Raw genomic sequence first — 23,658 nt, 5'->3', positions numbered from 1 at the left:
AAGGTTCTCCTCGTGACCGAGACGTTCGTGCCGAGCGTCGACGGGGTCGTCACGCGCCTGAGCCACCTCGTTGATCACCTCCTCACCGAGGGACACGAGGTGGAGATCATCGCGCCGGGGCTCGGCGTCGAGGAATACCAGGTGGCGTCGGAATCCACGAAGCTGCGCCCGGGCCTGAGCGCCCCCATTCACGGTGCTCGAACCGTGCGTGTGCCGTTCTACCCGAGCCGGCCTTGGTCGCTCCCCACCCCTTCCGCACACCGTCTCACCGAGCGGGTCGTGCGGGAGTTTCGCCCCGACGTTATCCATGCCGCGCAGCCGATCCTGCTCGGCCAGACAGCCGTTCGTGCGGCGCGGCAGTACCGGATTCCGCTTGTCGCGAGCTACCACACGAATCTTCCTGCATATCTTTCCCGGTATCGCGCGTGGGCGTGGAGCGCGCCGATCATCGCACAGGCAACCCGGCGCCTCCACCGCGGTGCCGCCGTCAACGCCGTCACGAGCGAAGCGATGCGCGAGGAAGCTCGTTCGATGGGGCTTGAGCACGTCGAGGTCGTGCGCAGGGCCGTGGACACGCGGCTTTTTCATCCGGGGGAGGGGCCGACGCTTGCCCCGCCGGACGGAGCCAAAACCCGCAGGCTGAGGCTTCTCTTCGTGGGGCGTCTCGCAGCCGAAAAAGATCTCTCGCGCCTCGCCCCTCTCATGCACCACCGAGACGATCTCGAGTTAACCCTCGTGGGCGACGGTCCTCACCGCACCCATCTCGAGCGTGAATTTCGCGGAACACACACGAGTTTCGCGGGGGTCCTTCGAGGAGAGGACCTCGTGCGCGCCTATCGCCGCCACGACCTCTTCGTTTTTCCCTCCGTGACCGAAACTCTCGGCCTCGTTCTCCTTGAGGCGATGGCCTCGGGTCTTCCGCCGCTCGCGGCGCGTTCAGGCCCTACGATGGAGCAAATCGTTGACGGCGAAACGGGGTTCCTGTTTAGCGACGAGAACGAACTTGAGCGGATCCTCGACAGCCTCGCGGGGGAAGGCGGAACATCAGCACGAGTTCGCGTGGGCGCTGCTGCACGTCGCGAAGCCGAGAAGCACTCGTGGGCCGTCGCGAGCGACGACTTCGTGGGCCTCTATCGCCGTGCGATCGATGAGCGGAAGAGGCCGAGTTAGATCTTGGCGGCGTAGGTAATGACGTGCTGCGTGTCTGTGCTCTGCGCGACGACGTAGCTTGCCCCGGCATCATCTTCGAGAATCCGGATGATCACCGCATCCTCGTACCGGTTCACGATCGCTCCCGTTGCATCACCGGGGTGTGCTGCTGCGCGATCGGCGCTCGTCTCGACATCGGAGATGACCTCGCCGAAGGTCTTCATGTATGCCGAACCATCGCCCGCGGGGTCCTTCTCCAAGTCGAGAACCCCTTCGGGGAAGGAGCCGCGGGCAGCGGAGTCATCCTTATACGTGTGCGCACCGGCGGCCGCGTAGGGGTCCCACATTTCAGGGGTGTCCTGAGTGCGAGAGCCCGGGAGACTCGCGGCCTCGGGCGTGAAGAGTGACGCGTCGAACGCCCCGTCCGGGTCAGCTTCCGAGGGGACATATCCGTCGCCTGGGGAGGCTTCGGCATCACTCACGCGACCGGCCTCGGGAACCGGCGACGTGCTTTCGGACGTCGTCGAGCTCTCGCTACCCGACTCTTGAGAGGAAGGCGTGTCGCCGCCTCCCGAGCACGCGGCGCACACTCCCACGAGGAGGGCAGCCGTGAGTGCTGAGAAGCGACGCGTGAATGTTCGCACTAGAAAGGCCTCAAAACGTAGGGGTCAGCACTCTGGCCGGGAAGGTTGCGAGTGTACGACCGGATGTGCACGCCGGAGCCCCACGAGTGGATCATCTGACCGTTGCCCAGGTACATCGTCATGTGGCGAATCGTGCCGCCCGAGTCGCGGTAAAAGACCCAGTCACCGCGCTGGAGCTGCGAGATGGGGACTTTGTGGAACTTCTTGGAATTGTAGAAGTAGTGCGTGGAGAGCCAGTTTGCGCCCGCGTGTTGCTCAGGGGTGAGCCCTGTTTCGAGGCCCGCGGCGTTCATTGACTGAAGGGCGAGTCCAGAGCAGTCGAAGCCGAGGTTGTAGGTGCCTGCGGCGCCCCACATGTAGGGCGCGCCCACCTGTTCGCGCGCATAGTTAATCATCGTGTCGATGCGCTCTTGGCGGCTTGCGGTGATGCCCACGCGCGGCTTGACCGTGTAGCCATCCGCGTACCAGCTCACGCCCGTGCCGAGCGAATCCCACGTGCGCTTATCCACGACACCGGTCACGGGGAGGCCGCGCTTGCGTTGCCATGATTTGACAGCACTAATCGTTCTCGAGTTCATGCTCGCGTTTTGCCCACGCGTGAAGATTCCGAGGCGCTTTTGAAGAACCCCTACACGCACGCCGTTCCATCCTCTCGTGAGGTTGTGCCCACCACGGGAGGTCGTGGGGTTATTGGTGGGGCCGAAGTGGTAGGGGTTCGAGGGCTCCCAGCCCACGACCCCCGTGCCGTTCGAGCGCGTCCAGTACAGAACTCCGTTCTCGAAGTTCTGCCGGTACTGCCCCTTGTAGACGTACTCATTCGAGGTGGGCAGGCCTAGGAAGCCGCGTTCATAGCCGCGCTTGGCGTACTGGTTGAGCATGCCTGAGTGCACGGCGTAGGCGCCTGTGCGCGGGTGCCAGTACATCTGCCCGTTCTCGAAATACTGGATCACTACTCCATTGTTGAGGGTGATTTCACCGGTGCGAGGCAGCCCAAAGGCGCTCTTCGGCCCACCCAGTTTTACGTAGTTCGCGTGGATGGCATGCTTGGTGACCTCGGTGATGCCGTTCCGGGAGTTCCAGTAGATTGTGCCGTTCTGGAAATTTTGCGCACGCCCGCCGCGTACCGAGTATTCCTGCGAGGTGGGGAAGCCGAGCTCACCGTGTTCGTATCCATGCCGGGCCCAGATGCCAAAGATCGCGCCGTTGCGGGAGATGGAGTGCGCGCCAGCGCCCGGCGAGTAGTAGGCGATGCCATGCTGGAACCGCTGGAGGTAGCCGCCTCGGATCTTGATTTCGTTCTCCGTGGGGAAACCCAGCCAGCTCTTAGGGCCACCGAGCGACTCATAATGGCCACCGATGCTACCCTTCGTGGACCACACGTTTTTGGTGGCGAAGTCGAAGTACAGGGTTCCGCCCGTGAACTTCTGCATGACGCCGCCGGGAACTCGAATTTCGTCGGTTGACGGGTAGCCGAGCCATCCGCGTGTGTAGCCGCTGCGTTTCCACAGAGTCTCGAAAGCGGCGCCGCGGTAAACGGCGTGAGCACCACCGTTACCGGGGGACCAGTAGAGGTCGGCATTTTCGAAGTGTTGGACGTAGCCTCCACCGCTCAATTTCTGCTCATTGGAGGTCGGGTTGCCGAGCCATGAGTCCTGGCCGCCCATTTCGTCCCAGTAGCCACGCATTGCGCCGACAATGGCGAAGTTCGGTGTGTTTTCGGGGATCGCGCTGAAGGTTTGGATGCTCGGAGCGGGCTGCTCTTCGGGAGTTTCGGCGGTGGGCTCCTCCGCCGGGTCGACCCCGGAATCGGTCGGAGCGGATTCCGATTCGCGAGGCTCGGGACCGGGGGTTTCGCTCGTGGTCGCAGGGGTGTCGAGCGTGGGGTTGGGGCCGTCTTCGCCGGGAGCCTCCGTGCCGGGAGTTTGATCGGCCGGGGTTTCCTCAACAGGGGTTTCAGAGGGGGCCGGTTCCGAGGGGGCCGGCGTGGGGGCCTCGGTCGTCGAGAGGGTCGGTTCGTCGGTTGGATCGGAGGGAGAAGCCTGCACGGCGAGCGGGGTGAAGGTGACGCCGGCGGCGAGAAGGGCAGCCGAGATGCGTCGGCCGGTAAGAGAGGAGAGGGGATACATGGCAGCAGCCTCACGCGAGAAGAATGGAACGCCCTCAGCTTAGGTCAGTTATGCGGACCGATGGTCCCCGAAGAAGCCTTTCGTCACAATCGTAATAATGTTGCAATGCAGCAAGTGCTCAAGTGTGATCTGAGCTACCTCTTGGCGCCGTAGAGCAGCCAGGCCGTGCGCGTTGAGGCGATCCACCGCATCCCTGCGATCGCGAGGATCGACACGATGGCGAGGAGGATCGCGGGGGTGAAGTTCGCGGAAGTCGCGGCTTCAGCTGCCGCGGCGTTCGCGCCGGGTCGCAGGGCGAAGGCGAGCGCCGTGGCAATTGCGACGGTGACGACGCCGAGCACGATGCCAACGACCATAAAGGTGCGCGCGAAAGTGCGAAGCCATGCCTCTCCATCCGCGGGATACCCCACTCCCGCGCGATGTTTCTTTGAGGCGACGCCGGCGATGCACCCTGCGGCGATCACGCCAATCACCCACGTGAGGAAAAGCCCAAGCGAAAGCCACCACGTGATTTGTGAGGCGGCAAGACCTGCCAGAACGCCCGCGAGTGCGCCAAGAAGCCCTAGGCGCGCAAGGAAGGCCGCGGCGGCGGCGTCGGTGTTAAGGTTCGGCGGGAACTCCGCGAACGCTTCGTCGCCGTAGCCGTGGGCGTTCCAATCCTGGGTTTCGCTCATGAGGTCATTCCTTGGTTGAGGCCGCGGCTTTTGCTGCGGCGGGCAGTGCGGTAATGATGCGATCAAGGATATCGGGCGTGTGAGCCTTCGAAACGAAACACGCCTCGAAAGCGCTCGGCGGAAGGTAAATACCCTGGCTTAGCATCGAGTGAAAGAAGCGCGCAAAAGCGTTGGTGTCCTGGCTCTTCGCCTCCTCGTAAGAGCGCACCTCGCGATCCGTGAAGAACACCGAGAAAAGGGTGCCGAAGCGATTGATCGTATGCGGCACGCCTTCGGCGCTCAGCGTGTCGCCAAATGCAGAGATAAGGGTGGTGACCGACTCGTTGAGCTGGGCGTAAAGCGCGTCATCGAGCTGGCTCAACGTCGCGATGCCCGCGGCGGTGGCGAGTGGATTTCCCGAGAGCGTGCCCGCCTGGTACACGGGGCCAAGGGGCGAGAGACGCTCCATGATGTCGGCTCGGCCGCCAAAGGCTCCCACGGGCATGCCGCCGCCGATGACCTTGCCGAAGGTCACGAGGTCCGGGACCACACCGTCGAGGCCGTGAGCGCCGGTAGCGCTCGCACGAAAGCCCGTGAGAACCTCGTCGACGATGAGGAGCGCGCCGGCCGCATGCGCTTTTTCGAGAAGGAAGGCGTTGAAATCTCCCGGATCGATCACACCCATGTTGCACGGTGCACCCTCGGTGATCACCGCGGCGATTCTCTCGCCGTGCTCGGTAAACGCTTCGTGCACAGCCTCGCGGTCACCGTAGGGGAGCACGAGCGTCTCGGCAGCCGTCGGATCCGTGACCCCCGCCGAGCCGGGAAGTGAAAACGTGGCCACCCCCGAACCCGCCTCCGCGAGGAGCGAATCGACGTGGCCGTGGTAGCAGCCCGCGAATTTCACGATGAGATCACGCCCCGTGAAACCGCGCGCGAGTCGAAGCGCGCTCATGGTTGCCTCGGTGCCCGAGTTGACCATGCGGATCTTGTCGACCGCGGGGATGCGGTCGATCACGAGTTCGGCAAGGCGAATTTCGCCCTCGTGCGGAGCGCCGAAACTGAGCGAGTGGGCGGCCGCATCGTTGACGGCTTCAACGACGCGCGAATCGGCGTGGCCGAGGATCATCGGCCCCCATGACCCCACGAGGTCCACGTACTCGGTGCCCTCCGAATCCGTGAGGAGCGCGCCCTTGCCGCTCACGAGGTACGGGGGAGTGCCACCCACGCTTCCGAAGGCGCGCACGGGCGAGTTCACACCACCCGGAATTGAGTGCTGGGCGCGGGCGAAAAGTTCAGCGTTCGTCGACATGGAAACCTCCTGAGGGGTGGGGATCAGGCGAATTCGCGAAGGTGCGGGGGCAGATCGGCGAGGAGCTTCGCCGCGTACGGTGCGTAATACGTGAGCACGTGAGAGGCGCCCGCGCGCTTGAAGGCGAGGAGCGACTCGAGCACGGCGCGCTCGCGGTCGAGCCAGCCGTTCTGGCAAGCGGCCTCGATCATCGCGTATTCGCCAGAGACCTGATAGGTGCCCACGGGCACGGGGCTCGCGGCGGCAACCTCGGCGATCACGTCGAGGTAGGCAAGGCCGGGCTTGACCATGATCATGTCGGCGCCCTCAGCAAGGTCCAATTCAAGCTCGCGAAGCGCCTCTCGACCATTCGCCGGATCCTGCTGGTAAGTTTTGCGGTCGCCCTTGAGGGAAGAATCGACGGCTTCACGGAAGGGGCCGTAGAACGCCGAGGCATACTTCGCGGTGTAGGCGTAGATCGCGACGTCCGTGAAGCCCTCCGAGTCGAGCGCGTCGCGGATCGCGGCGATCTGGCCGTCCATCATGCCCGAGGGGGCCACAACGTGTGCGCCCGCGCGGGCCTGGGCGAGCGCCATCTCGCGGTACACCTCGAGAGTCCTGTCGTTGTCCACACCACCGCGCTCGTCGAGAACGCCGCAGTGACCGTGATCCGTGAATTCATCGAGGCACAGATCCGCCATCACGAGGAGAGAATCGCCAACCTCTTCCCGTAAGCGCGAGATGGCAACGTTCAGGATGCCGTTCGGGTCGGTTGCGCCGGATCCGACGGCATCCTTCTTTTCGGGGACGCCAAACAGCATGATGCCGCCGAGCCCAAGTTCGGCAGCCTCGCGGGCCGCCTCGACGAGAGAGTCGAGCGAGTGCTGCATGACCCCGGGCATCGAGGCGATTTCGCGGGGTTCGCTCGCGCCTTCGCGCACGAAGGCGGGCAGGATGAAATCGGCGCTGCGAAGAGTCACCTCGCGGTTGAGGCGGCGCATCATGTCGCTCGAGCGGAGGCGGCGCGGGCGGTGGAGGGGAGCATTGGTGCTCATGGGTCAGTTTTCCTTTCCAAGGACCTCGGCGACGGCCTCGGCGAGCGCGCGGTCGCTCGGGTCTTTTGCGACTGCGGCGACCGGAAGATTAACGCTGATCGCCGCGTCTTCGCTCGGCTTTCCGATGACGACGAGCTTCGTTCCTTCGTGGATCGCGAGCTTCGAGAGCGCGCGCACGATCATGGGGCTCGTGGCGACGACGGCGCTGAAACCGCCGGCGGCGAGGTTGTCAACGATCTCGCTCGGTTGCGGAATGGTCTTGGGGCGGTAGGCGGTCTCGCGCTGAACTTCGTAGCCGGCCATGCGGAGGGCGAGCTCGAGCTGCGGTGCGGCCGCGGAGCTCACGGGGTAGAAGATGCGCTGCGCGAGGCCATCCCCACCCTGCTGATTGACGGGGAACACGTCAATGAGCGAGGCTGCGCTTCCCTGAGCGATCGTTTCGACCTCGAGGCCCGCCTCGCGCGCGGCCTTTGCCGTGGCCTCACCGACCGCGGCGGCTTTGAACTCCTGGACCGCGGGAAGTTCCGACCATTCCGGCAGCGCTCGAAGCGCTTTGACGGTCGTGACCGACGTGAGGAGCAGCCAATCGAATTCGCCGTGTGCGAGATCGCTCAGCGCATCACGCAGATCGGCGTCGGTTTCGAACGTGAACTCCGTAAAGGGTGAGTGGACGGCCTCAAAACCGCGTGCATTGAGCTCCGCGACGAGGCCGCTCCCGCGCCCGGCGGGGCGCGTCACGAGAACGGGTGCTGTCATGCTAGCCACTCCTCAGCAAGTAGATTTCGGGCGCCGGAAGCGAGCATGTCCTTCGCGAGCGCCCTGCCCGCGGCCTCGGCAGAGGTGACCGTCACCGTTTCCTCGGTGCGGATTTCGCGAACAATTGTCGTGTTTCGACCGTATACCCCGGCCTTGAGAATGAGTCGATTATCGGCGCTGACCTCGCTAAACGCGGCGACCGGCGCTGAGCATCCCGCCTCGAGGGCGCGCAAAAGCGCCCGCTCGGCCGTGACCGCGAAGCGAGTCGGTGCGTGATCAAGCTCGGACAGTGCCCGTGCGAGGTCGCTTTCCGGGTTGAGATCGTCGCGAACTTCAACCGCGAGAGCGCCTTGGGCGGGAGCCGGAAGGAACTGCCACGGATCAAAACTCTCGGCGATGCGCGCCTCGAATCCGAGCCGGAGGAGCCCCGCGGCGGCAAGCACAACCGCGTCGAGCTCCCCGCGTTCGGCGAAAGCCATGCGCGTCTCGATATTGCCTCGGATTGGCACGATCTCGAGGTCCGGGCGCGCGAGCATGAGTTGCGCCGCACGCCTCGGGCTGCCGGTCCCCACGCGGCCACCGTGTGGGATCGCCGCGAGGTCGCTCACGCCCTCGCGGGTCACGAGCGCGTCGGCCGGATTCTCGCGCACGGGGATCGCCGCGAGGCGAATGCCGTCGGCGGGAAGCGTGGGCAGATCCTTGAGCGAGTGGACGACCACGTCGACCTCACCGGCGAGGAGCGCCTCGCGCACCGCGGACACGAATACGCCCGTGCCGCCGATCCGCGTGAGCGGGCTCGTGCGGTCGCGATCTCCGTGTGTGGACACGTTGACGAGCTGGAAACCGTCGGAATCCCCCTCGCCGCCCGCGACGAGCTGGCGGGCCACCCATGCGGACTGCGTGCGCGCGAGCGTCGAGGCGCGTGTGCCGAGCCGCATCATGCGAACGTGCCCTCCGGGGTGCGGACGAGGCAGCACTCGAGTCCGCAGTCACCGGTGCGCTTCTCGTTCTCGAGCGCGCCCGGAACATCGATCACGGCGCGACGCTCGAAACCGGGTGTCACGGCCTCCTCGACGAGGCCGGCGAGTGCACCGATGAATCGGTCGTCGCTTCCGGACGTGGCCACGCGGATGAACGCGAGCCCCTTTTTTTCGGCGGATTCCTTCGCCTCCGTGTCAAGGTCCCATACGACCTCGACGTGGTCGGTCACGAAGCCGATCGGCACGACAACGACGGCCGAGCGTCCCTCGAGCTCATCGATGACGTCGTTGATGTCTGGCTCAAGCCACGGCACGTGCGGTGCGCCCGATCGCGACTGATAAACGAGCTGGTAGTTTTCGGGGGTGTGCTCGGCCCCGAGATCCTCACGCACGCGGCGCATGACGTATTCGATCGCCGCTTCGTGCTGCGCGACGTACCATCCGCCAGAACCTTTCTCCCACGTGCTCTTCGGGCCCGACACATCCGCCATCGTCGTCGGAATCGAGTGCGTCGAGAAGAGAATCTCGATCGCCTCGGGTTCGTGGCCACTGGCGCGGTGCGCCTCCAGGGCGCTCTTCACGCCGTCCACGACGGGTTCGAGGAATCCCGGGTGGTTGTAGTACACGCGCGCCTTATCGATCGCGACCGTGCCTTTCAGCCCGGTCTCGTCGAGGGCCTTGCGGAAATCCTCGTGGTACTGGTGGCAGCTCGAGTAGCTCGAGTATGCGCTCGTCACGAGCCCCACGACCTTCGTGTGGCCGTCCTCGTGCATCTGACGCACCGTGTCGGCAACGTAGGGCTCCCAGTTGCGATTGCCCCAGTACACGGGAAGGTCGAGCCCGCGGCGCTTCAGTTCGGCCTCGAGCTTGGTGATGAGGTCGCGGTTTTGCTCGTTGATGGGGCTTTTTCCGCCGAGCGCGCGATAGTGGGTCGCGACTTCTTCGAGGCGCTCATCGGGGATGCCGCGCCCGCGCGTGACATTGCGCAAGAACGGAATCACGTCCTCCTGTTTTTCGGGTCCACCGAACGAGGAGAACAGCACGGCCGTGTAGGCGCGGCCGTTCTCGGTCACTGCCGCTTCGGTCACAGGAGCACCTCCACGACCTCGTCGAGTTCACCGATGCGGTGGCCCGTGTGGAAGGGAAGTTCCTCGCGTACGTGAAGGCGGGCCTTCGTGTAGCGCAGGTGGCGCATCATGTCGACGAGCTCGGGAAGGGTGTCGGCCTCGAAGCTCAGGAGCCACTCGTAGTCGCCGAGGGCGAAAGCGGCGGTCGTGTTGCCCCACACGTTCGGATATTCGCGCCCGTAGATACCGTGCTCTTTCATCATCTCGCGGCGCTCGGCTTCGTCGAGGAGGTACCAGTCGTAGCTGCGCACAAACGGGTACACGGTGATCCAGTCCTTGCGCTCTTTATCGGCCTCCATGAACGCGGGCTTGTGGCTGCGGGAGAACTCGTGACCGCGGTGCACGCCCATGGCCTGCCATTCCTTCTCGAGGTAGGTGCCGGCGATCGAGTTTTCGAAGAGGCGCAGGGCTTCCTGGAGTGCCTCGGGGCGCTCGCTCGCGAGCCAGATCATGAGGTCGGCCTCGGCGCGGAAACCGGAGACATCGTAAAAGCCGAGCACCTCGACGTCCGCGCTCGCGAGCGACGCGACGGTCCGTTCGAGATCCTCGAGAACCTGCTCGGGGCTCACGATGCCTTCATCGTTGAGCCCGCCGATCTTGCGGTAGACGGAATAGGCGGTAAAACGGATTTCTTCCTTGGCATCCTCGCTCATGGGAGGGTCCTTTCTTTCGTGTGATGCGTGAGGTGTTAGCGCGAGGCGAGCTCGCGTGTGAAGCGGGTAATGGCCTCGAGCCCGTTGCCGGCGCGCCAGGCGCCCGTGAGTTCGAAGTGGGGGAGGGAAGCGTCGGCCCCGCGGGTCTGCGATTCGAGTGCGCGCGCGAGGGTCTCGAGGGCCGCGGTATGGCCCGGACCGGATTGGCGCATGGTGCCGGTCCAGTCGGTGAGGACCCAGTTCGCGACGTTCAGGTCCGACGCTTTCATGCCAAAAATCGCGGCAGCATCGTCAATCGCGAGCCACGGGAACTGTTCGGGCTCGGGCAGGTCTCCTTCGGGGCCGGGGCTATAGGAGAGGCGAACGACGTTCCGCCCGGGCTTCGAGGCTTCCGCGGAGCGGTGAATATGCTCCCACTTGGCGCTCGCGTGGGTCATGGCTTTCGCGCGGATCGTGGTCGAGGCCGGGTCAACGAGAACGCCGTTGCCTCGTGGTTTCGCGTTCAGCTCGGGGTTGTCGAGAACGAGCGTCGCAAGCCGTACGGGCGTTGCGGGGGCAACGGGGATGAGGTTCGCAATGGCGGGTGCCGGTGCGCTCAGAAGGTGACGCGCGAACTCGGGTCCCGTGGCGATCACGAGGTTGCGGGCCTTGAACTCGCGCGTGAAGGCCGCTGCCTGGGTCGCGGCGGTGATGGTCCACGTTCGATCCTCGCTTGAGGCGCGCAACCCGAGCACGGGGGTGTGAGTGAAGATCCTTCCGCCGTGGGCCTCGATGTCGCGCGCGAGGGCTTTTGGCAGTTCCGCCATTGACGGCGTGAGCGAATGCACCGCGGATCCGGAGCTCGAGCGCGCCCCTCGACGTTCGAGGATTTCTTCGACCGCTCTGCGAGCGCTCCCGAGCTCTCGCACGCGCTCAGCGAGCTGCGGCATGACGGCGCGCAACTCGAGTTTGTCAGGATCGGCCGAGTGCACGCCCCGGATGATCGGGGCCACGAGCCTTACGAGTACGGCTTTTCCGTAGCGGGCGCGCACAAACTCGGCAACGGTCACATTCTCGCCCGCTGCCCGCTTCGCTGGCACGAAGCGTTCGCGCCAGGCTCGCACGGCGCCCCAAAAGCCGAGGGCGTCGCGCACGTCCTTCGCGAGGGGCTTCGCGGGCATGCCGAGCACAGCGTTGCGCGGCGAGGCATAAGCGCGCTCGTCGCCGACGATGAAACTCGAGCCGGTCGCGGGTGCCACCACGCGATCCTCAAGGCCAAGGTCTTTGACGAGGTCAAGCACGGCGCCGCGCCCGATCGCGAAAGCTTCCGCCCCGGTGTTGGCTTCAATTCCTTCGAGCGTGTGTGACCACACTGCCCCGCCCACGTGAGCGTTCGCTTCCAGCACGAGAACCTGCTCGCCCCGCAGGGCGCGTTCACGCGCAAAAATAAGACCGGAGATCCCGCCGCCGATCACGACGGTATCAATCGTACGCATGTCCAGTGCTCCTACTGTTCGTGAATGAAGGCCACGAGGTCGGTGAGGACCTGCGGGTCCGTGTCGGGTGGTACCCCGTGGCCGAGATTGACGACGTGCCCGGCTGCCGCGCGGCCTTCGCGTACGATACGCGCGGCCTCGGCGTAGCGGACTTCTTCCGAGGAGAAAAGGAGGGCGGGGTCGAGGTTGCCCTGAACGGCAGCGCCGGCGGGCAGGGTTTCAATCGCGGTGGGGATGGGGATGCGGTGGTCGAGTCCGACGGTTGTTGCGCCAGCCTCGTGGATGGCCTTGAGCATGTGCCCCGTGCCAACACCAAAGTGGATGCGGGGAACATCGAGGTCACGCACGTAGTCGAGTGCGGCCCTCGAGAACGGAAGGACGTGCGCGCGGTAGGTCGCTTCGGCGAGGGAACCCGCCCACGAGTCGAAGAGCTGCACGGCGCTCGCCCCAGCTTCGACCTGCGCGCGGAGGAATTCGCCCGAGATGTCGGCGACCCACTGTGCGAGGCGTGCCCACAGTTCGGGCTCGGCGGTCATGAGGGCGCGCGTGCGGAGGTGATCGCGGCTCGGGCGGCCCTCGACCATGTAGCTCGCGACCGTGAAGGGGGCTCCGCAAAAGCCGATGAGGGGCTTCTTGTCGAGTTCGTGGGTCGTGAGGCGAACGGCCTCGCGAATGGGCTCGAGGGCGGCGCGGTACACGTCATCGACCGGGGGGAGTGCGTCGATGTCGGCTTTGGACCGGATCGGGTGGGCGAGCACGGGGCCGATGCCGGGCTCGATGCTCACGTCGATTCCCGCGAGTTTGAGCGGGACCATGATGTCGGAGAAGAAGATGCCCGCATCAACTTTGTGTCGGCGCACAGGTTGGAGCGTGATTTCGGTGACGAGTTCGGGCATGAGGCAGCTTTCGAGCATGCTTGTGCCTTCGCGCGCCTTCCGGTACTCGGGAAGCGAGCGCCCCGCCTGGCGCATGAACCACACGCTCGGCGGCTCGGAAGCGACCTCGGCACCGCGGCCCGCGAGCCGCTTCACGAGGGCGCTTTCGCGTGCGGCGGAGGAGACTGGTGGCAGTTCAGAATGTGGCGTGGTCATCGCCTCTATTGTGCCCGATCTCAATGAGAAAGAAGTCCCCGCACCGTAGGCTTGCTGCATGCTTATTGCTCTGCGCGCCACACACGACAACCTTGGGCTCGAGGGGCTTGAACGTATCACTAGAGGCTCCGAGAACCTCGATGCGCGCCTCGCCGCGCTCAATGAGGCCCATCCCGAGCAGCCGCTCACCGGCTGGGTGTGCCTCGCGACGTGCAACCGTCTTGAGGTCTACGCCGATGTTGACCGTTTCCACGACGCGATCGACCTCGTCACGAGCGCCGTGATCGACACGAGCGGGCTGTCGGCGGAAGAGGTCGCGCGGATGCTCGTCGTCGATGCGGGCAGCATTTCCGCACGTCACATGTACGAAGTGGCGTCGGGAATGAACTCCCAGGTGCTCGGCGAGGCCGAGATCACCGGGCAGGTGCGCACGACCTTCTCGAGCGCGCTCGCCTCCGGGCACACCACAACTCTTCTCAACGATCTTTTTCAGGGCGCGCTGCGCACCGCGAAGCAGGTCACCTCGAAAACGAAGGTGGGGGCCGCGGGGCGAAGCTCCGTCGCGGTCGCACTCGATTCCGCGCACCTGTTCACGACCGAGCTCGAGGGGCGTGAGGCGCTTCTCATTGGCACGGGAGCTCTCGCGCGTGTTGCAAGCGCGGAGCTCCACCTAAGAGGCGTCGGAACCTTGCGCGTGTACTCCCCAAGTGGCCGCGCTGCCCAGTTTGCCGACTCGCACGGCGCTATTCCCGTGGCGCCCGGGGAGCTCGAGGCTGCTCTTTCGAGTGCGGCGGTGGTGATCGCGGCTTCCGGCGGTGGCACGCACGTGATCGATCCACCTTTACTTGAGCGTGCCCTCGAGGCTCGTGCCACGAGCGAGGAGCTCGTGATCCTCGACCTGGCCCTCCACGCCGATGTTGACCCTGCAGCCGCGGTGCTTCCGGGTGTGCGTGTACTGGCTCTTGAATCGATCCGCGCTGGCGAGAGTGCTCGCGGTGAGGTCGAGCGCGCACGTGAACTGATTGATACGGGGGTGGTGCGTTTCGAGGAGCGTCAGCAGATCCGTGCTGTTGATCCGGCCGTGAGCGCTCTGCGCCGAAGCGTCAAGGACATGATCGTTCTCGAAGTAGACGAGGTGCGCCGAAGCTCCGGCGAAGCCGCCGCCGAACAGGTGCAACGCTCGCTGGGGCGCGTCTACAACAAGCTTCTTCATTCCCCGATGGTGCGCGCTCAAGAACTCGCCAAAACTGGACAGGCTGATCAGTTCCTCGAAGCAATCCACACGATTTTTGGGGTGGACGTTGCGGGATCGTTGAGCGTCGATGGTGCTCGGCCAGCGTCGGAATCAGCCGCTCCCACGCGCGAGGGGCTTGAGCGGCCGCCCATGAGCGTCGCGAAAATGGAACAAATGCGCCGCGATCTGGAGGCCGCCCAGGCGCGCGAAGAAGAGCCGGCTGCGCACACCGAGCACGGGGGAGAACGCGATGTTTGATGACCGCGTTGAGATGAGCGACGGTGCGAGCGAGCGCCTGCGCGCACTGCTGAGCAATGCGGCTCCCGCGTCAAGCGCGAGCGCCTTCGCCTCGCTTCCCGCGCTCCTCGTTGACGGGGACGACACCCCCGAGGTGATTCACGCCCGCATCGACCTGGCGCTCCTGTGCGCCGCCGAGGGGCTGCTCGATAGCGCCCTCTACCAGATCGACGAGCTCACCAAAGATGCCCGCCGCGTGCGCGACCTCTCCGGTGATAACTCAATAGCCGAGCGCGCGGATGCGGCGCGGGAGGCTATCGAGGAAGCGGCGTAGCTACCAGGCGAACCCTTCGTTCGACAGCTGGTCATCCACGATGCCGGCCATTGTCGCTGCGTAGGTGGCGGTCACGTGGCGCTCATCAAGGAACACGTACGTGTTCCCGATGATCGGTTTGCACTGTGCGTCGGGGCAGATGCTCTGGTTCAGGTCGAGTGCGAAAAACCCACCGTTTGCGATAGCTTCTCCGTCAGGTCGGTCCGAGATTATCGAGGGATCGATCTCCTCAACGCAGTTTTCGCTCGGGGCTTCCGCGTGCTCGATTGCGCACGACGAGAGATTGGTCTTGAGTCGCGGAATGTCTCGCGTGGCGATAACCGCGATCCCCGCGTCACGTAATTTCGCCGCGATGTCGAGAGCGCCCTGAATGACGATTTCATCGCCGTTTTCATCAACGTAAGTCGTTTGAAGGGCAACCGCCGAAGGGTGAAGTGCGAGGAGGTAGGCCGTTGCTTGCGTTGTGAACGGCTCACACCGGTCGTGGTTATTCATTCCAACTGCGCATCCAGGCGCGGTAAGTTCCATGACGTCCCAGCCATGTTTTTGTGCTGTTGGGAGAATTGCGGCGGAAGTTTGCTCCATGCGCGAATTGCCCATGACTACGAGCATGTTGTTGCCCGTGATTCGACCTTGACGCGAAGTGTTGCACGAGGCACCCTTCCACTCTTTGGTATCGGGCGCCCCCTCTTTTTTACAGGGCGGTCCCGCATCAAACCAGTCATTAGGAAGGTCTGCTTCGGTCGGCAAAGTAGTCACGTGAGGGTCGTTTGTAGGGTCGTAGAGATTTTCGTCGCTGAGGACCTCTGCGCCGGGATTGTTGATCTCGGCGGCGAGTTCAAGCTTCTTTGCCTTCGCATCGAGAACACTTTGTGCGATGACTACGGGGGCCAGGCCAACAGCTACGGTCACCAGTGCAACGGCAACGGAGCGGTGCGTTTTGGCACCTGCCCATTTCCAGCGTCGGAACGGGGTGTCGACGAACTTTGTGATGAGCCACGCGATTACGAGGCTCGCGATCACGAGAACCACACCTAGCCAGAAGGGCGCCTTGGGAATCTCGAGAATCTGTAGCGTCAGCACGAGTAGCGGCCAGTGGGCGAGGTAGAGCCCATAGGAAATGCCGCCAAGCTTCTGGAGGGGTTTCGAGCTGAGAATCGGGTTGTAGCCCATCACCATGATGAATGCTGCCGCCGAGAGCGGCCAGATGGCGAGCCACCCGGGGAACTTCCCGGCGACGTCCACGAGCATTCCCATCGAGACGAGTGCGAGAACGCCCAGCATTGACAAGGCGAAACGCCACGGCCGCCCCTTCGGGCTGTTGGGGTGAAGCGTGTCGGTGCGTTCGGCGATCAGCGGGAGAGCGATTGCCACGAGCCCGCCGAGGCCGAACTCCCAGAAGCGGGCGAACGTGTCGAAGTAGGCGGTTTGCTGATCGGCGGAAGTTTCAATCACCGACCAGATGAAGCTTGCGATGGTGACGGCGCCGATCGCGATGCCACTTGTGCCCCACACGCGGATGTTGTGCTGATGCTGGCTCTTTGGTGGGAAACGCCGCTCCCATGCCTTGAGGGCAAGTGCCAAAAGCGCGAACAGCAGCGGCCATGCAAGGAATACCTGCCCCTGGATGGAGAGCGACCAGAAGTGCTGGAACGGGCTAGCGGCAGTGCGGTCGGCAGCGTAATAGTCGGTTGCCTGGTTGATCAGCCACCAGTTCTCACCCTGAATGAGAGTGAAGAACGCGTCCTTGAGCATCGGCACGTATGAACTCGGCGGCAAGAAGATGTAGGTTGCCGCCAAGATTGCGAAGGTCACGACGACCGTCGGTGGAAGGAGTCGCTTAAACGTCCTGCCCCAATACCCAACGGCAGCGATGGGCTTTCCGGTCTCCATACGACGCACGAATGTTCCGGTGAGGAAGTAGGCCGAGATGAACAGGAAGACGTCGACTCCGCCGGAAACGCGCCCCACGAAAACGTGGTAGATCACGACGAGGAAGACCGCGAGCCCTCTAAGCCCATGGACGTCGGTTCGAAAGACTCGCTGTTCCTTCGGGGGGTCAGCTCGATGCGTGGGAGATGAGGTTGCGGTATGAGACATGAACACGTTTCGGTAGGAACCAGGGGTGGCTTCCTGAGATCACGGGATCGCAGTAACCTCGGGCGAGAAGATTGCCTTGGCAGCCAGATAGAGATCATACGGGTCAGAGACCGCCGTAAGCTCGCGGCAGGAGTGCATTGAGAGGATGGGAACACCCACGTCGACCGTTGTCATGCCAAGACGTGTCGCGGTAATGGGGCCGATCGTTGAACCACATGGCATGGAATTGTTCGACACAAATTCCTGGTACTCGATACCAGCATGGGCGCATGCACGAGCCCAAAATGCGGCGCCGTGAGCGTCGGTTGCGTAGCGCTGGTCGGCGTTGATTTTCAGGATGGGACCCCGTCCAGCAATGGGTTGGTTGGCCGGGTCGTGGCGTTCGGGGTAATTCGGGTGAATCGAGTGGCCGACGTCTGACGACACCACGATCGAGCAGTTGAATGCGCGTCGTCGTTCTTCATCACTTGCGCCGAGTGCGGAGTAAAGCCGGGCAAGAACGTCCTCAAGAAACGGGCCGGCAGCTCCGGATCGACTCGCTGAGCCGACCTCCTCGTGATCGTTGGCAACGAAAAGTGCAATCGGTGCGTCGTCGCGGCTTTCATGCTCGGCCATAGCGCGCATTCCAGCGAAGGTCGAAAGAAGATTGTCGAGCCGTGCGCTCGCGAGAAACTCGTGTCGAGCGCCGATGAGCTGCGGCTCTTGGGCATCGACAGTCACGATGTCGTATCCAGCGATGTCCTGGGGGTTTATGCCTGCACTGGCGGCGAGATCGCCCAGCACGTCGTGCTCAGTGCCTTCCGCAAGCCCCGTGATGGGTTGAAGGTGTTTTTGAGGGTCGAGCTTGAGCCCTTCGCGATTCACTGCCCGATCTAGATGGACGGCAAGTTGCGGAACTCGAAGGTATGGTCCCGTGTGGACGAGGACCTCCTCACCGTTCGTGAGAACGACGCGGCCGGCCAGTTTGAGGTCGCGATCAAGGAATGAATTGAACAGCGCCCCTCCGTATACCTCGACACCAACTTGCGTAAAACCGTGCGAGGCGATCGAACTTTTTGGCTTGAGTTTGAGTGCTGGGGAGTCGGTGTGGGCGCCAAAAATCCGCAGAGGCGTCGTTCCGGTTGCTCCCGAGGGGATATCGAAAGCGATCACCGAACCGTCGCGGCGCACGAAGTACCGGCTGCCAGCTGCGACGCTTTCCCATGGCTCCCATTCATGAAGCTCCGTGTAGCCAGCCTCCAGGAGCGTCCGGCTCACGGTCGCCACAGCGTGAAACGAGCTCGGAGACTGGGTCACAAACTGTCCGAGATCGGTGGCAAAAACAGTTGCGGCTTCAATGTTCTGGGCGGTCAAGGTTGAACTCCTTGGGGTGGTTAGCGTGCCGGCACGGCCGAGGGCGCGCAAGGCACATCGCGTCACGCAAGCGGCTCTCCGGTAGACTCGCCGTCGTGCACACGACTCAACAGAATCAAGCCCCGCGCACGTCGATCATCATGCCAGTTTACGGCACCGAGGCTACGGTGGTGCGCGCAATTGAGTCCGTGCAAGCCCAGACGGATAGCGACTGGGAACTTATCGTTGTCATTGATGCATCGCCCGACGGTGCTGACGGTGCGATTAGGGAACACCTATCGGGGCGCCCTGACGCTCGCGTCAAGGTCACGACTTTTTCTGAAAACCGCGGTGTTTCTGCGGCTCGTAACGCGGCCCTTCAAGCTGCCACGGGGCAGTGGATTGCGTTTCTTGATTCAGACGACGCGTACGAACCGGATTTTCTCGAAAGCCTCCACAGTACGGTCGCAGAAACGAACTCAGATATTGGCGTATGCGCACATAAAGTTATTGCTACCGATGGAGCAGAGCGCGTGCGTTTGCGTGCGAATGCTGGTTGTTCGTCGGGGCGGGATGCACTGGTTGCCCTTCTGCATGATGCTTTCACGCCCTATCTGTGGGACAAACTGTTTAGCTCTCGCGTTATTGAGGGGCTTCGATTCTCGGAGGAGATTCATCGCGCTGAGGACGCGCTCTTTGTGCTTCAAGCGCTTTTGAATGCGCGGCAGGTCAGCGTCATCGAAAACCCGCTTTATCGCTACTCGATTGACGCGGGAGGGCTCACGTGGGGGAGAGTAACCCCGGTTACCGAAAGTGACCGTCTGACCGCACTCATGGCGGAAGCCACACGCGCATATGCCGATGTTCCGCAGCTGCGCGATGCGCTGACTGTCTCGAAGGTCCTTACCTACCTCAATAATGCCCAACAGGTACTCGTAGCCGAGCCAGACTCGTCCGGCTCTACTCTCAAGGAGATCCGCCAGCGGATTTCAATTCGCGAGGCACTGACATGCCTTAGGGCGCGCCCCGTATTCGGAGCTGCAGCACTGTTACTCAAGACCTCGCCGTCCCTCTACAGAGTTCTCTACGGGGCTTACATCAAGCGCCGCTATGGCGTGAGTATGCGTGCAGCCTAATTCTGCGCAGAATTCACGTAACTAACTTTGCCTGAAGCCGCCTTCATCGCTGCGAGGTGAGTCAAAAATCCTGCTGCCGGCCCGCAATACAGGGCGACAAGAACCTTCGGGATAATGCCGAGCGGCACCGCAAAAAGCAGGACTGTCGTCACGAGAGCAGCAATGACCCAACCTGTCAGGTAGGTCCGGTGAAGATCGAGGGCGAGCACAGCGGTCCCAGACAGCACCAAAAGAGCCATGATCGCAGAACCGAACGTAAGCGCCGCAAGCACAGGACCGTTCGCGACCGAAAGATAGGCGGCTTCTGCTCCTGCTTTCGGTGGATAGATCAGAAGGAAAAGCCACGGGCCCACGAAGAACGCGGCAAGGGCCCCGACAGCACCAACACCGAGCAGCGCGCCAGCGGGACGAGCGAACGCCGCAAGCGGGCGGTGGCGCTGGCGCAAAAACGCTGCGATGGCGACACCTTGAAATGCCTGGAGCGGGATCATGATCGGAGACCGGCAAATCGACACGGCCAGGATCAGTGCCCCCATGACGAGGAACGTATACGAACCCGTAGGTGCATCTTCACTCGCGTTGAGAATGACCGGGAACCCGGTCATCAAGACAGCCGAAGCCGTGGATGACCCCATAGCAATGAAGACATTTCGCATGAGCCTGCCATAAGGAACATCAGCGCGCGCACGAACGATCTTTCGCGTTCCAGGATGCACCGCTGCCAGCACGACCCACAACAGAATTGGCGAGATCGACGCTGCCTCCATGCCAAACAGCGAAGCAGCGAGAAGGGAAACAGCCGCGAGCGCGGCGAGACGCCAAAGCGCTTCCCCGCCACCAAAAACAGAAAAAAGGAGCCACTTTTGAGAACCCGCAGCCGCGCCACTAAACGCAGCATGAAACGCATACAGCGCGACTCCAAGTGCCAAGAGCGCGACTGATGCGGCGGTGGTTGTGGGCAGTGTGGACTTTCCCCACAGTGGTGAAGTCGCAATTGTCGCGATCGCGCATAGACCGCCGACCGTTGCCGCTGCCAAAACGACCGGAGCTCCATTGGATGATCGTGAAAGGTGCGCGGCTCCTACTGCACGAGTGACTTCCTGCTGAATACCAGCAACGACACCAAAAATTCCAAACTGCACCGACCAAAACAGGAGGAACTCGGTGACTTCGGCCGGTTCGAGAAACCGGTTCGCGAGCCAAGTGGCCAGCAAAGCGGATACTGCTGCGCACGCTGACGCAGCCAGAATCGCGGCAGAATCGCGCTTTGTGACCGTTTGATCGTTACTTGACGGCATGCGTCGCGAGGTTCTTGACGCCCTGCCATTTCTTGGCCAGGGCAGCCTTAGGCAGAAGCCTGAGCGCGTGGAGTCTCGACGACACGTGCAGGCGCGCGGCTCGTGCGGCCTTCGCCCAGCCCTTCTCAGTCATCTCGTTCGCAATTTGATTGAAGAAGAGGCGCTCCTCCTCAAAACGGGTTCCCTCGAGGGCGCGCCACGACGAATCTGAACCGCCGTGGCGGCGATACATGAAGGCGACTGTCGGATCGTAGTAAAGCCCGCCATCGCTCATGGCCACGTCAAGCACGAGAGCCGCATCCTGCACAACATTGAGGCCCTTGCGGAAACCGATCTCCGTAATGGTGCTCGCACGCCAGCCGAGCGACGGAAAATACAGCCAGTTGCCGCGAAGGATTGACGTTGCGAGCTCTTCACCGCTCAGAACCCCCGCCTTGGAAGGGCGGTAATGGTCCTTGACTCGCTCAACGAGGGTGTTCGAGAGAGCGTTGTTCTCGTCAATCACGACGCAGCCCGGCTGGAAGATTTGAGCTTCGGGCTGGGACTGTGCAGCGTGAACAAACCAATCAATGTAGTTGGGGAGCATAACGTCGTCGGCACCCATGACGGTGACGAGGTCATTCTCAACGAAGCTCAGAGCCTTCGTGTAGTTGCCGTTCGCGCCGAGGTTCTTCTCATTGCGCATATAGGTGATGCGGGAATCGTCGAGGGACTCAAACCAGCCGGGAATCGAGTCATCAGGGTAACCATCGTCAACGACAACCAATCGCCAGTCCGTGTTGGTCTGCCCAATGACTGAGCGAACCGCTTGCTTCATCAGTGCGACATCGCCATAAAAGGGGAACAAAATGTCAACTGTCATGTTCGACTCCAAAATGTTGTGTGCGGAAGAGCATTAATAGCGAGCCGTTAAGCATCACAGCCAGAAACTTTATAGAGGTAGGCATTACCCCTCTGATGAACGAGCTCGAGTTTTTGTGTTTTATCCAAGTCCGTCAGACCAGGATAGACGGCATAGGCGAAGTCCACCTCGGGGCCGGAGAAGTACACGACGTGAGTGTAGCCGCCCACTTTAAGGGCCTCGCACACGACCGGGTCTGTGTCGATTGCGTTGAGGTGTCTGATGAGATAGATGTCGGAGGGGGACTCGTACGAAAGCAAGTGATGCGTAGAAATATTGACGCCGGAGAACGCATACGTAAGGGCCTCGCCTCGCCACGGGTTCGCGAAGATCTTGTCCCCTGGGCCCACGAACTCCGGAAGCTCGGTCATAAAAGTGAGCTCTTGACGGTTCACCGAGTTAGTTTGCGGCCCAAGGGTATAGGTCTCTTCGACTCGATCAATGAACGAGTCCATCATCGGGTTCGCCTGAGAGACAGAGACGAGGGCGGCAGCAACGAGGGCTGCGAGGCCGGTGCGGCGCAGCGGAGTGCGAGCGAAAACCCGTGAAGTTCTTGCGAGCCACTTGCATGCATACCCCACACCGATAGCGGCCGCAGGGATGAGGAAAAGCCCCATCTGTGCGTAGAGGCGCGGAACATCCGAATACCACACGCCAACGAGGGCGCGGCGGCCGGGGCCCATAGGCCAGGAGGAGGCGACAACCCAAAGGAAGGCCGTGAAAATCCACAGAGCAAGAGGGAGGTAGAAGCGCGTGCGGAGCGCACCGACGACTGCCACGAGGGTAAGGAAAAGAACGATGTACTGGGGGATGCCGCGGATCGGCGTGTGGATAAAAATCGTGCCAATAGCACCGACAGTGTCGGTGACGGGGCCCCAAATCTCAGCCGACTGACCCGACGGACGGATCTTCATCCACGCGGTCACGGTGATCGCGCCCAAGACTAGGCTGATACCCGCGAGCGTTATGACCTCGCGCATCGAGCGTCGGTTGAGGATAAAACGAACGCCGGTGTAGAACGTCATGAGGGTCGAGCCGGCAAGCATCATGATTGCTGCCGTCGGGTGGGCGAACGCCGTCCCGACTGATCCCAGAGCTCCAATGGCGAAGATCTGGACGTGCGACATCGTGAGGCGTTTGGCCTGCCTCAAGAGGGCGAGGTAGGGAACATAGAGGGAGGGCAGCAGGCAGTACCCCAGTAGGTTCGGGTAGAGAACACCATGTTCGACGAACGTCAGGGGAAAAGCCGGAAGCGCAGCGAGAATAACTCCGGTGGGAAAGATCGTGTAACGCAGCAAATTCCCGGGAGTGAGGACGTACACGAGAGACAACATCGACACCGGCCAAATGACGCACACGGTGGCGATGATCGACGCGTTCGTGAGGAGCGAGACGTCGTGGACTCCGGTGGTAAGACCGGTGAGTGAGGCGATGTCATGCCAAGCTGCGGGGTAGAACTTCGAGTGCCAAGGAGCCGCAGTCATGGTGAGAGTATCGAGACTCGAACCGTTGCGATGCTCGATCATCCACCGCACCTCATTGAGGTGGAATGTCGCGTCGAAGGCCTGTGAAAAGGCGAAAGGGGTACCAAGAATGTTCCGCACATGGCGAAGCATGAGTGCGAACGACCCCGCGATCGTCATGAGTACCAGAGCAGCCGGGGATAACATGCGGGTGCGCCAGGAGGCCCGAACCCTATGGCGATTCCACATGGGCGTACCGAACGCCTTATGGAGAAGAAAACGCAGGCCAATACTACCGGCGCCACACGCGACGGTGACGATGGCAACGGGGAGGGGACCCCAGCCCATGCCGACGAACGGTGCAAGAATCGCGGCGGCAACAATGAGTCCCACGGACGAAAGCGGGCTCAGCAAAAAGGCGGTGATACGGCGGCACCCGAGTGCGATGTTCACGAGAAAACCTGGCACCGTCACCCACAGGCACGCGACGATCGCGGGGAGGAGGAGTGGTTGCCAGGTCATGAGCCGCCTCGGATAGTGAATGTTAACGAAATGCGGGGCAAAGCCCACGCTCGAGCGTACATGCTACAGGCAGTGTTCATCCGTCAGCTCGAGGGTGACGT

At 62.8% G+C, this 23,658-nt stretch carries 20 protein-coding genes; 4 read left to right on the top strand and 16 right to left on the bottom strand.

Annotated features, from left to right (window positions below; translation table 11 throughout):
- Positions 1–12 precede the first annotated feature (12 nt).
- Entirely contained in the window at positions 13–1,170 is a 1,158-nt protein-coding gene (locus tag NBW56_RS05020; protein WP_250258211.1) for a glycosyltransferase family 4 protein, read from the top strand.
- Here NBW56_RS05020 and NBW56_RS05015 read toward each other — a convergent pair.
- From NBW56_RS05015 to hemE, 11 genes are all read right to left on the bottom strand, one after another.
- On the bottom strand, positions 1,167–1,793 hold the full coding sequence (locus NBW56_RS05015) for a hypothetical protein (protein ID WP_250258210.1): 627 nt from the start codon (positions 1,791–1,793) through the stop codon (positions 1,167–1,169). The two genes, NBW56_RS05020 and NBW56_RS05015, sit on opposite strands and share 4 nt — an antisense overlap.
- Positions 1,793–3,919 (bottom strand): NlpC/P60 family protein, encoded by a 2,127-nt coding sequence (locus tag NBW56_RS05010; RefSeq protein WP_250258209.1) that lies wholly within the window; start codon positions 3,917–3,919, stop codon positions 1,793–1,795. The genes NBW56_RS05015 and NBW56_RS05010 overlap by 1 nt, the downstream gene beginning before the upstream one ends.
- A 134-nt stretch (positions 3,920–4,053) precedes the next feature.
- A complete protein-coding gene (locus NBW56_RS05005) occupies positions 4,054–4,593 on the bottom strand; it encodes a hypothetical protein (protein WP_250258208.1) in 540 nt (179 codons plus the stop codon).
- A gap of 4 nt (positions 4,594–4,597) precedes the next feature.
- Entirely contained in the window at positions 4,598–5,884 is a 1,287-nt protein-coding gene (hemL, locus tag NBW56_RS05000) for a glutamate-1-semialdehyde 2,1-aminomutase (RefSeq protein ID WP_250258207.1), read from the bottom strand.
- Between the two features lie 23 nt (positions 5,885–5,907).
- The gene (hemB, locus tag NBW56_RS04995; RefSeq protein WP_250258206.1) at positions 5,908–6,918 is read right to left on the bottom strand and encodes a porphobilinogen synthase; all 1,011 of its coding nucleotides are present in this window, start codon (positions 6,916–6,918) and stop codon (positions 5,908–5,910) included.
- Between the two features lie 3 nt (positions 6,919–6,921).
- Positions 6,922–7,674 (bottom strand): uroporphyrinogen-III synthase, encoded by a 753-nt coding sequence (locus NBW56_RS04990; RefSeq protein WP_239379452.1) that lies wholly within the window; start codon positions 7,672–7,674, stop codon positions 6,922–6,924.
- A complete protein-coding gene (gene hemC / locus NBW56_RS04985) occupies positions 7,671–8,615 on the bottom strand; it encodes a hydroxymethylbilane synthase (protein ID WP_250258205.1) in 945 nt (314 codons plus the stop codon). The genes NBW56_RS04990 and hemC overlap by 4 nt, the downstream gene beginning before the upstream one ends.
- Complete coding sequence (locus NBW56_RS04980; protein ID WP_250258204.1) at positions 8,612–9,742, bottom strand: ferrochelatase; 1,131 nt, start codon at positions 9,740–9,742, stop codon at positions 8,612–8,614. The genes hemC and NBW56_RS04980 overlap by 4 nt, the downstream gene beginning before the upstream one ends.
- Positions 9,739–10,434, bottom strand: a complete 696-nt coding sequence (gene hemQ / locus NBW56_RS04975) for a hydrogen peroxide-dependent heme synthase (RefSeq protein WP_250258203.1) — start codon at positions 10,432–10,434, stop codon at positions 9,739–9,741. The genes NBW56_RS04980 and hemQ overlap by 4 nt, the downstream gene beginning before the upstream one ends.
- Positions 10,435–10,469: 35 nt before the next feature.
- The gene (hemG, locus tag NBW56_RS04970; RefSeq protein WP_250258202.1) at positions 10,470–11,909 is read right to left on the bottom strand and encodes a protoporphyrinogen oxidase; all 1,440 of its coding nucleotides are present in this window, start codon (positions 11,907–11,909) and stop codon (positions 10,470–10,472) included.
- A gap of 11 nt (positions 11,910–11,920) precedes the next feature.
- Positions 11,921–13,000 carry a uroporphyrinogen decarboxylase gene (hemE, locus tag NBW56_RS04965; protein ID WP_250258201.1) on the bottom strand — a complete coding sequence of 360 codons (1,080 nt, stop codon included), beginning with the start codon at positions 12,998–13,000 and terminating at the stop codon, positions 11,921–11,923.
- Positions 13,001–13,058: 58 nt separating this feature from the next.
- Between hemE and NBW56_RS04960 the strand changes: the two genes are divergently transcribed.
- Both NBW56_RS04960 and NBW56_RS04955 read left to right on the top strand, forming a co-directional pair.
- Entirely contained in the window at positions 13,059–14,492 is a 1,434-nt protein-coding gene (locus tag NBW56_RS04960) for a glutamyl-tRNA reductase (RefSeq protein ID WP_250258200.1), read from the top strand.
- Positions 14,485–14,805 carry a hypothetical protein gene (locus tag NBW56_RS04955; protein WP_250258199.1) on the top strand — a complete coding sequence of 107 codons (321 nt, stop codon included), beginning with the start codon at positions 14,485–14,487 and terminating at the stop codon, positions 14,803–14,805. Before NBW56_RS04960 ends, NBW56_RS04955 begins: the two co-directional genes overlap by 8 nt.
- On the opposite strand, the gene NBW56_RS04950 is transcribed toward NBW56_RS04955, so the two are convergent.
- Both NBW56_RS04950 and NBW56_RS04945 read right to left on the bottom strand, forming a co-directional pair.
- A complete protein-coding gene (locus NBW56_RS04950; protein WP_250258198.1) occupies positions 14,806–16,905 on the bottom strand; it encodes an acyltransferase family protein in 2,100 nt (699 codons plus the stop codon). It lies immediately after the preceding gene.
- A gap of 39 nt (positions 16,906–16,944) precedes the next feature.
- On the bottom strand, positions 16,945–18,258 hold the full coding sequence (locus NBW56_RS04945; RefSeq protein ID WP_250258197.1) for a M18 family aminopeptidase: 1,314 nt from the start codon (positions 18,256–18,258) through the stop codon (positions 16,945–16,947).
- Between the two features lie 95 nt (positions 18,259–18,353).
- Here NBW56_RS04945 and NBW56_RS04940 point away from each other — a divergent pair, with 95 nt between their 5' ends.
- On the top strand, positions 18,354–19,373 hold the full coding sequence (locus NBW56_RS04940) for a glycosyltransferase family 2 protein (RefSeq protein WP_250258196.1): 1,020 nt from the start codon (positions 18,354–18,356) through the stop codon (positions 19,371–19,373).
- Here the strand turns inward: NBW56_RS04940 and NBW56_RS04935 are convergent.
- From NBW56_RS04935 to NBW56_RS04925, 3 genes are read right to left on the bottom strand one after another with little or no spacing between them, the layout of a single operon-like run.
- Entirely contained in the window at positions 19,370–20,671 is a 1,302-nt protein-coding gene (locus NBW56_RS04935) for a hypothetical protein (RefSeq protein ID WP_250258195.1), read from the bottom strand. The two genes, NBW56_RS04940 and NBW56_RS04935, sit on opposite strands and share 4 nt — an antisense overlap.
- Entirely contained in the window at positions 20,658–21,533 is an 876-nt protein-coding gene (locus tag NBW56_RS04930) for a glycosyltransferase family 2 protein (protein WP_250258194.1), read from the bottom strand. The genes NBW56_RS04935 and NBW56_RS04930 overlap by 14 nt, the downstream gene beginning before the upstream one ends.
- A gap of 47 nt (positions 21,534–21,580) precedes the next feature.
- Positions 21,581–23,557, bottom strand: coding sequence for a DUF6541 family protein (locus NBW56_RS04925; protein ID WP_250258193.1), 1,977 nt, complete (start codon positions 23,555–23,557; stop codon positions 21,581–21,583).
- Positions 23,558–23,658: the final 101 nt, after the last annotated feature.

Source organism: Dermabacter sp. Marseille-Q3180, from assembly GCF_940792985.1.
Taxonomy (GTDB): domain Bacteria; phylum Actinomycetota; class Actinomycetes; order Actinomycetales; family Dermabacteraceae; genus Dermabacter; species Dermabacter vaginalis.
This window is presented reverse-complemented; position numbering and strand designations above follow the sequence as displayed.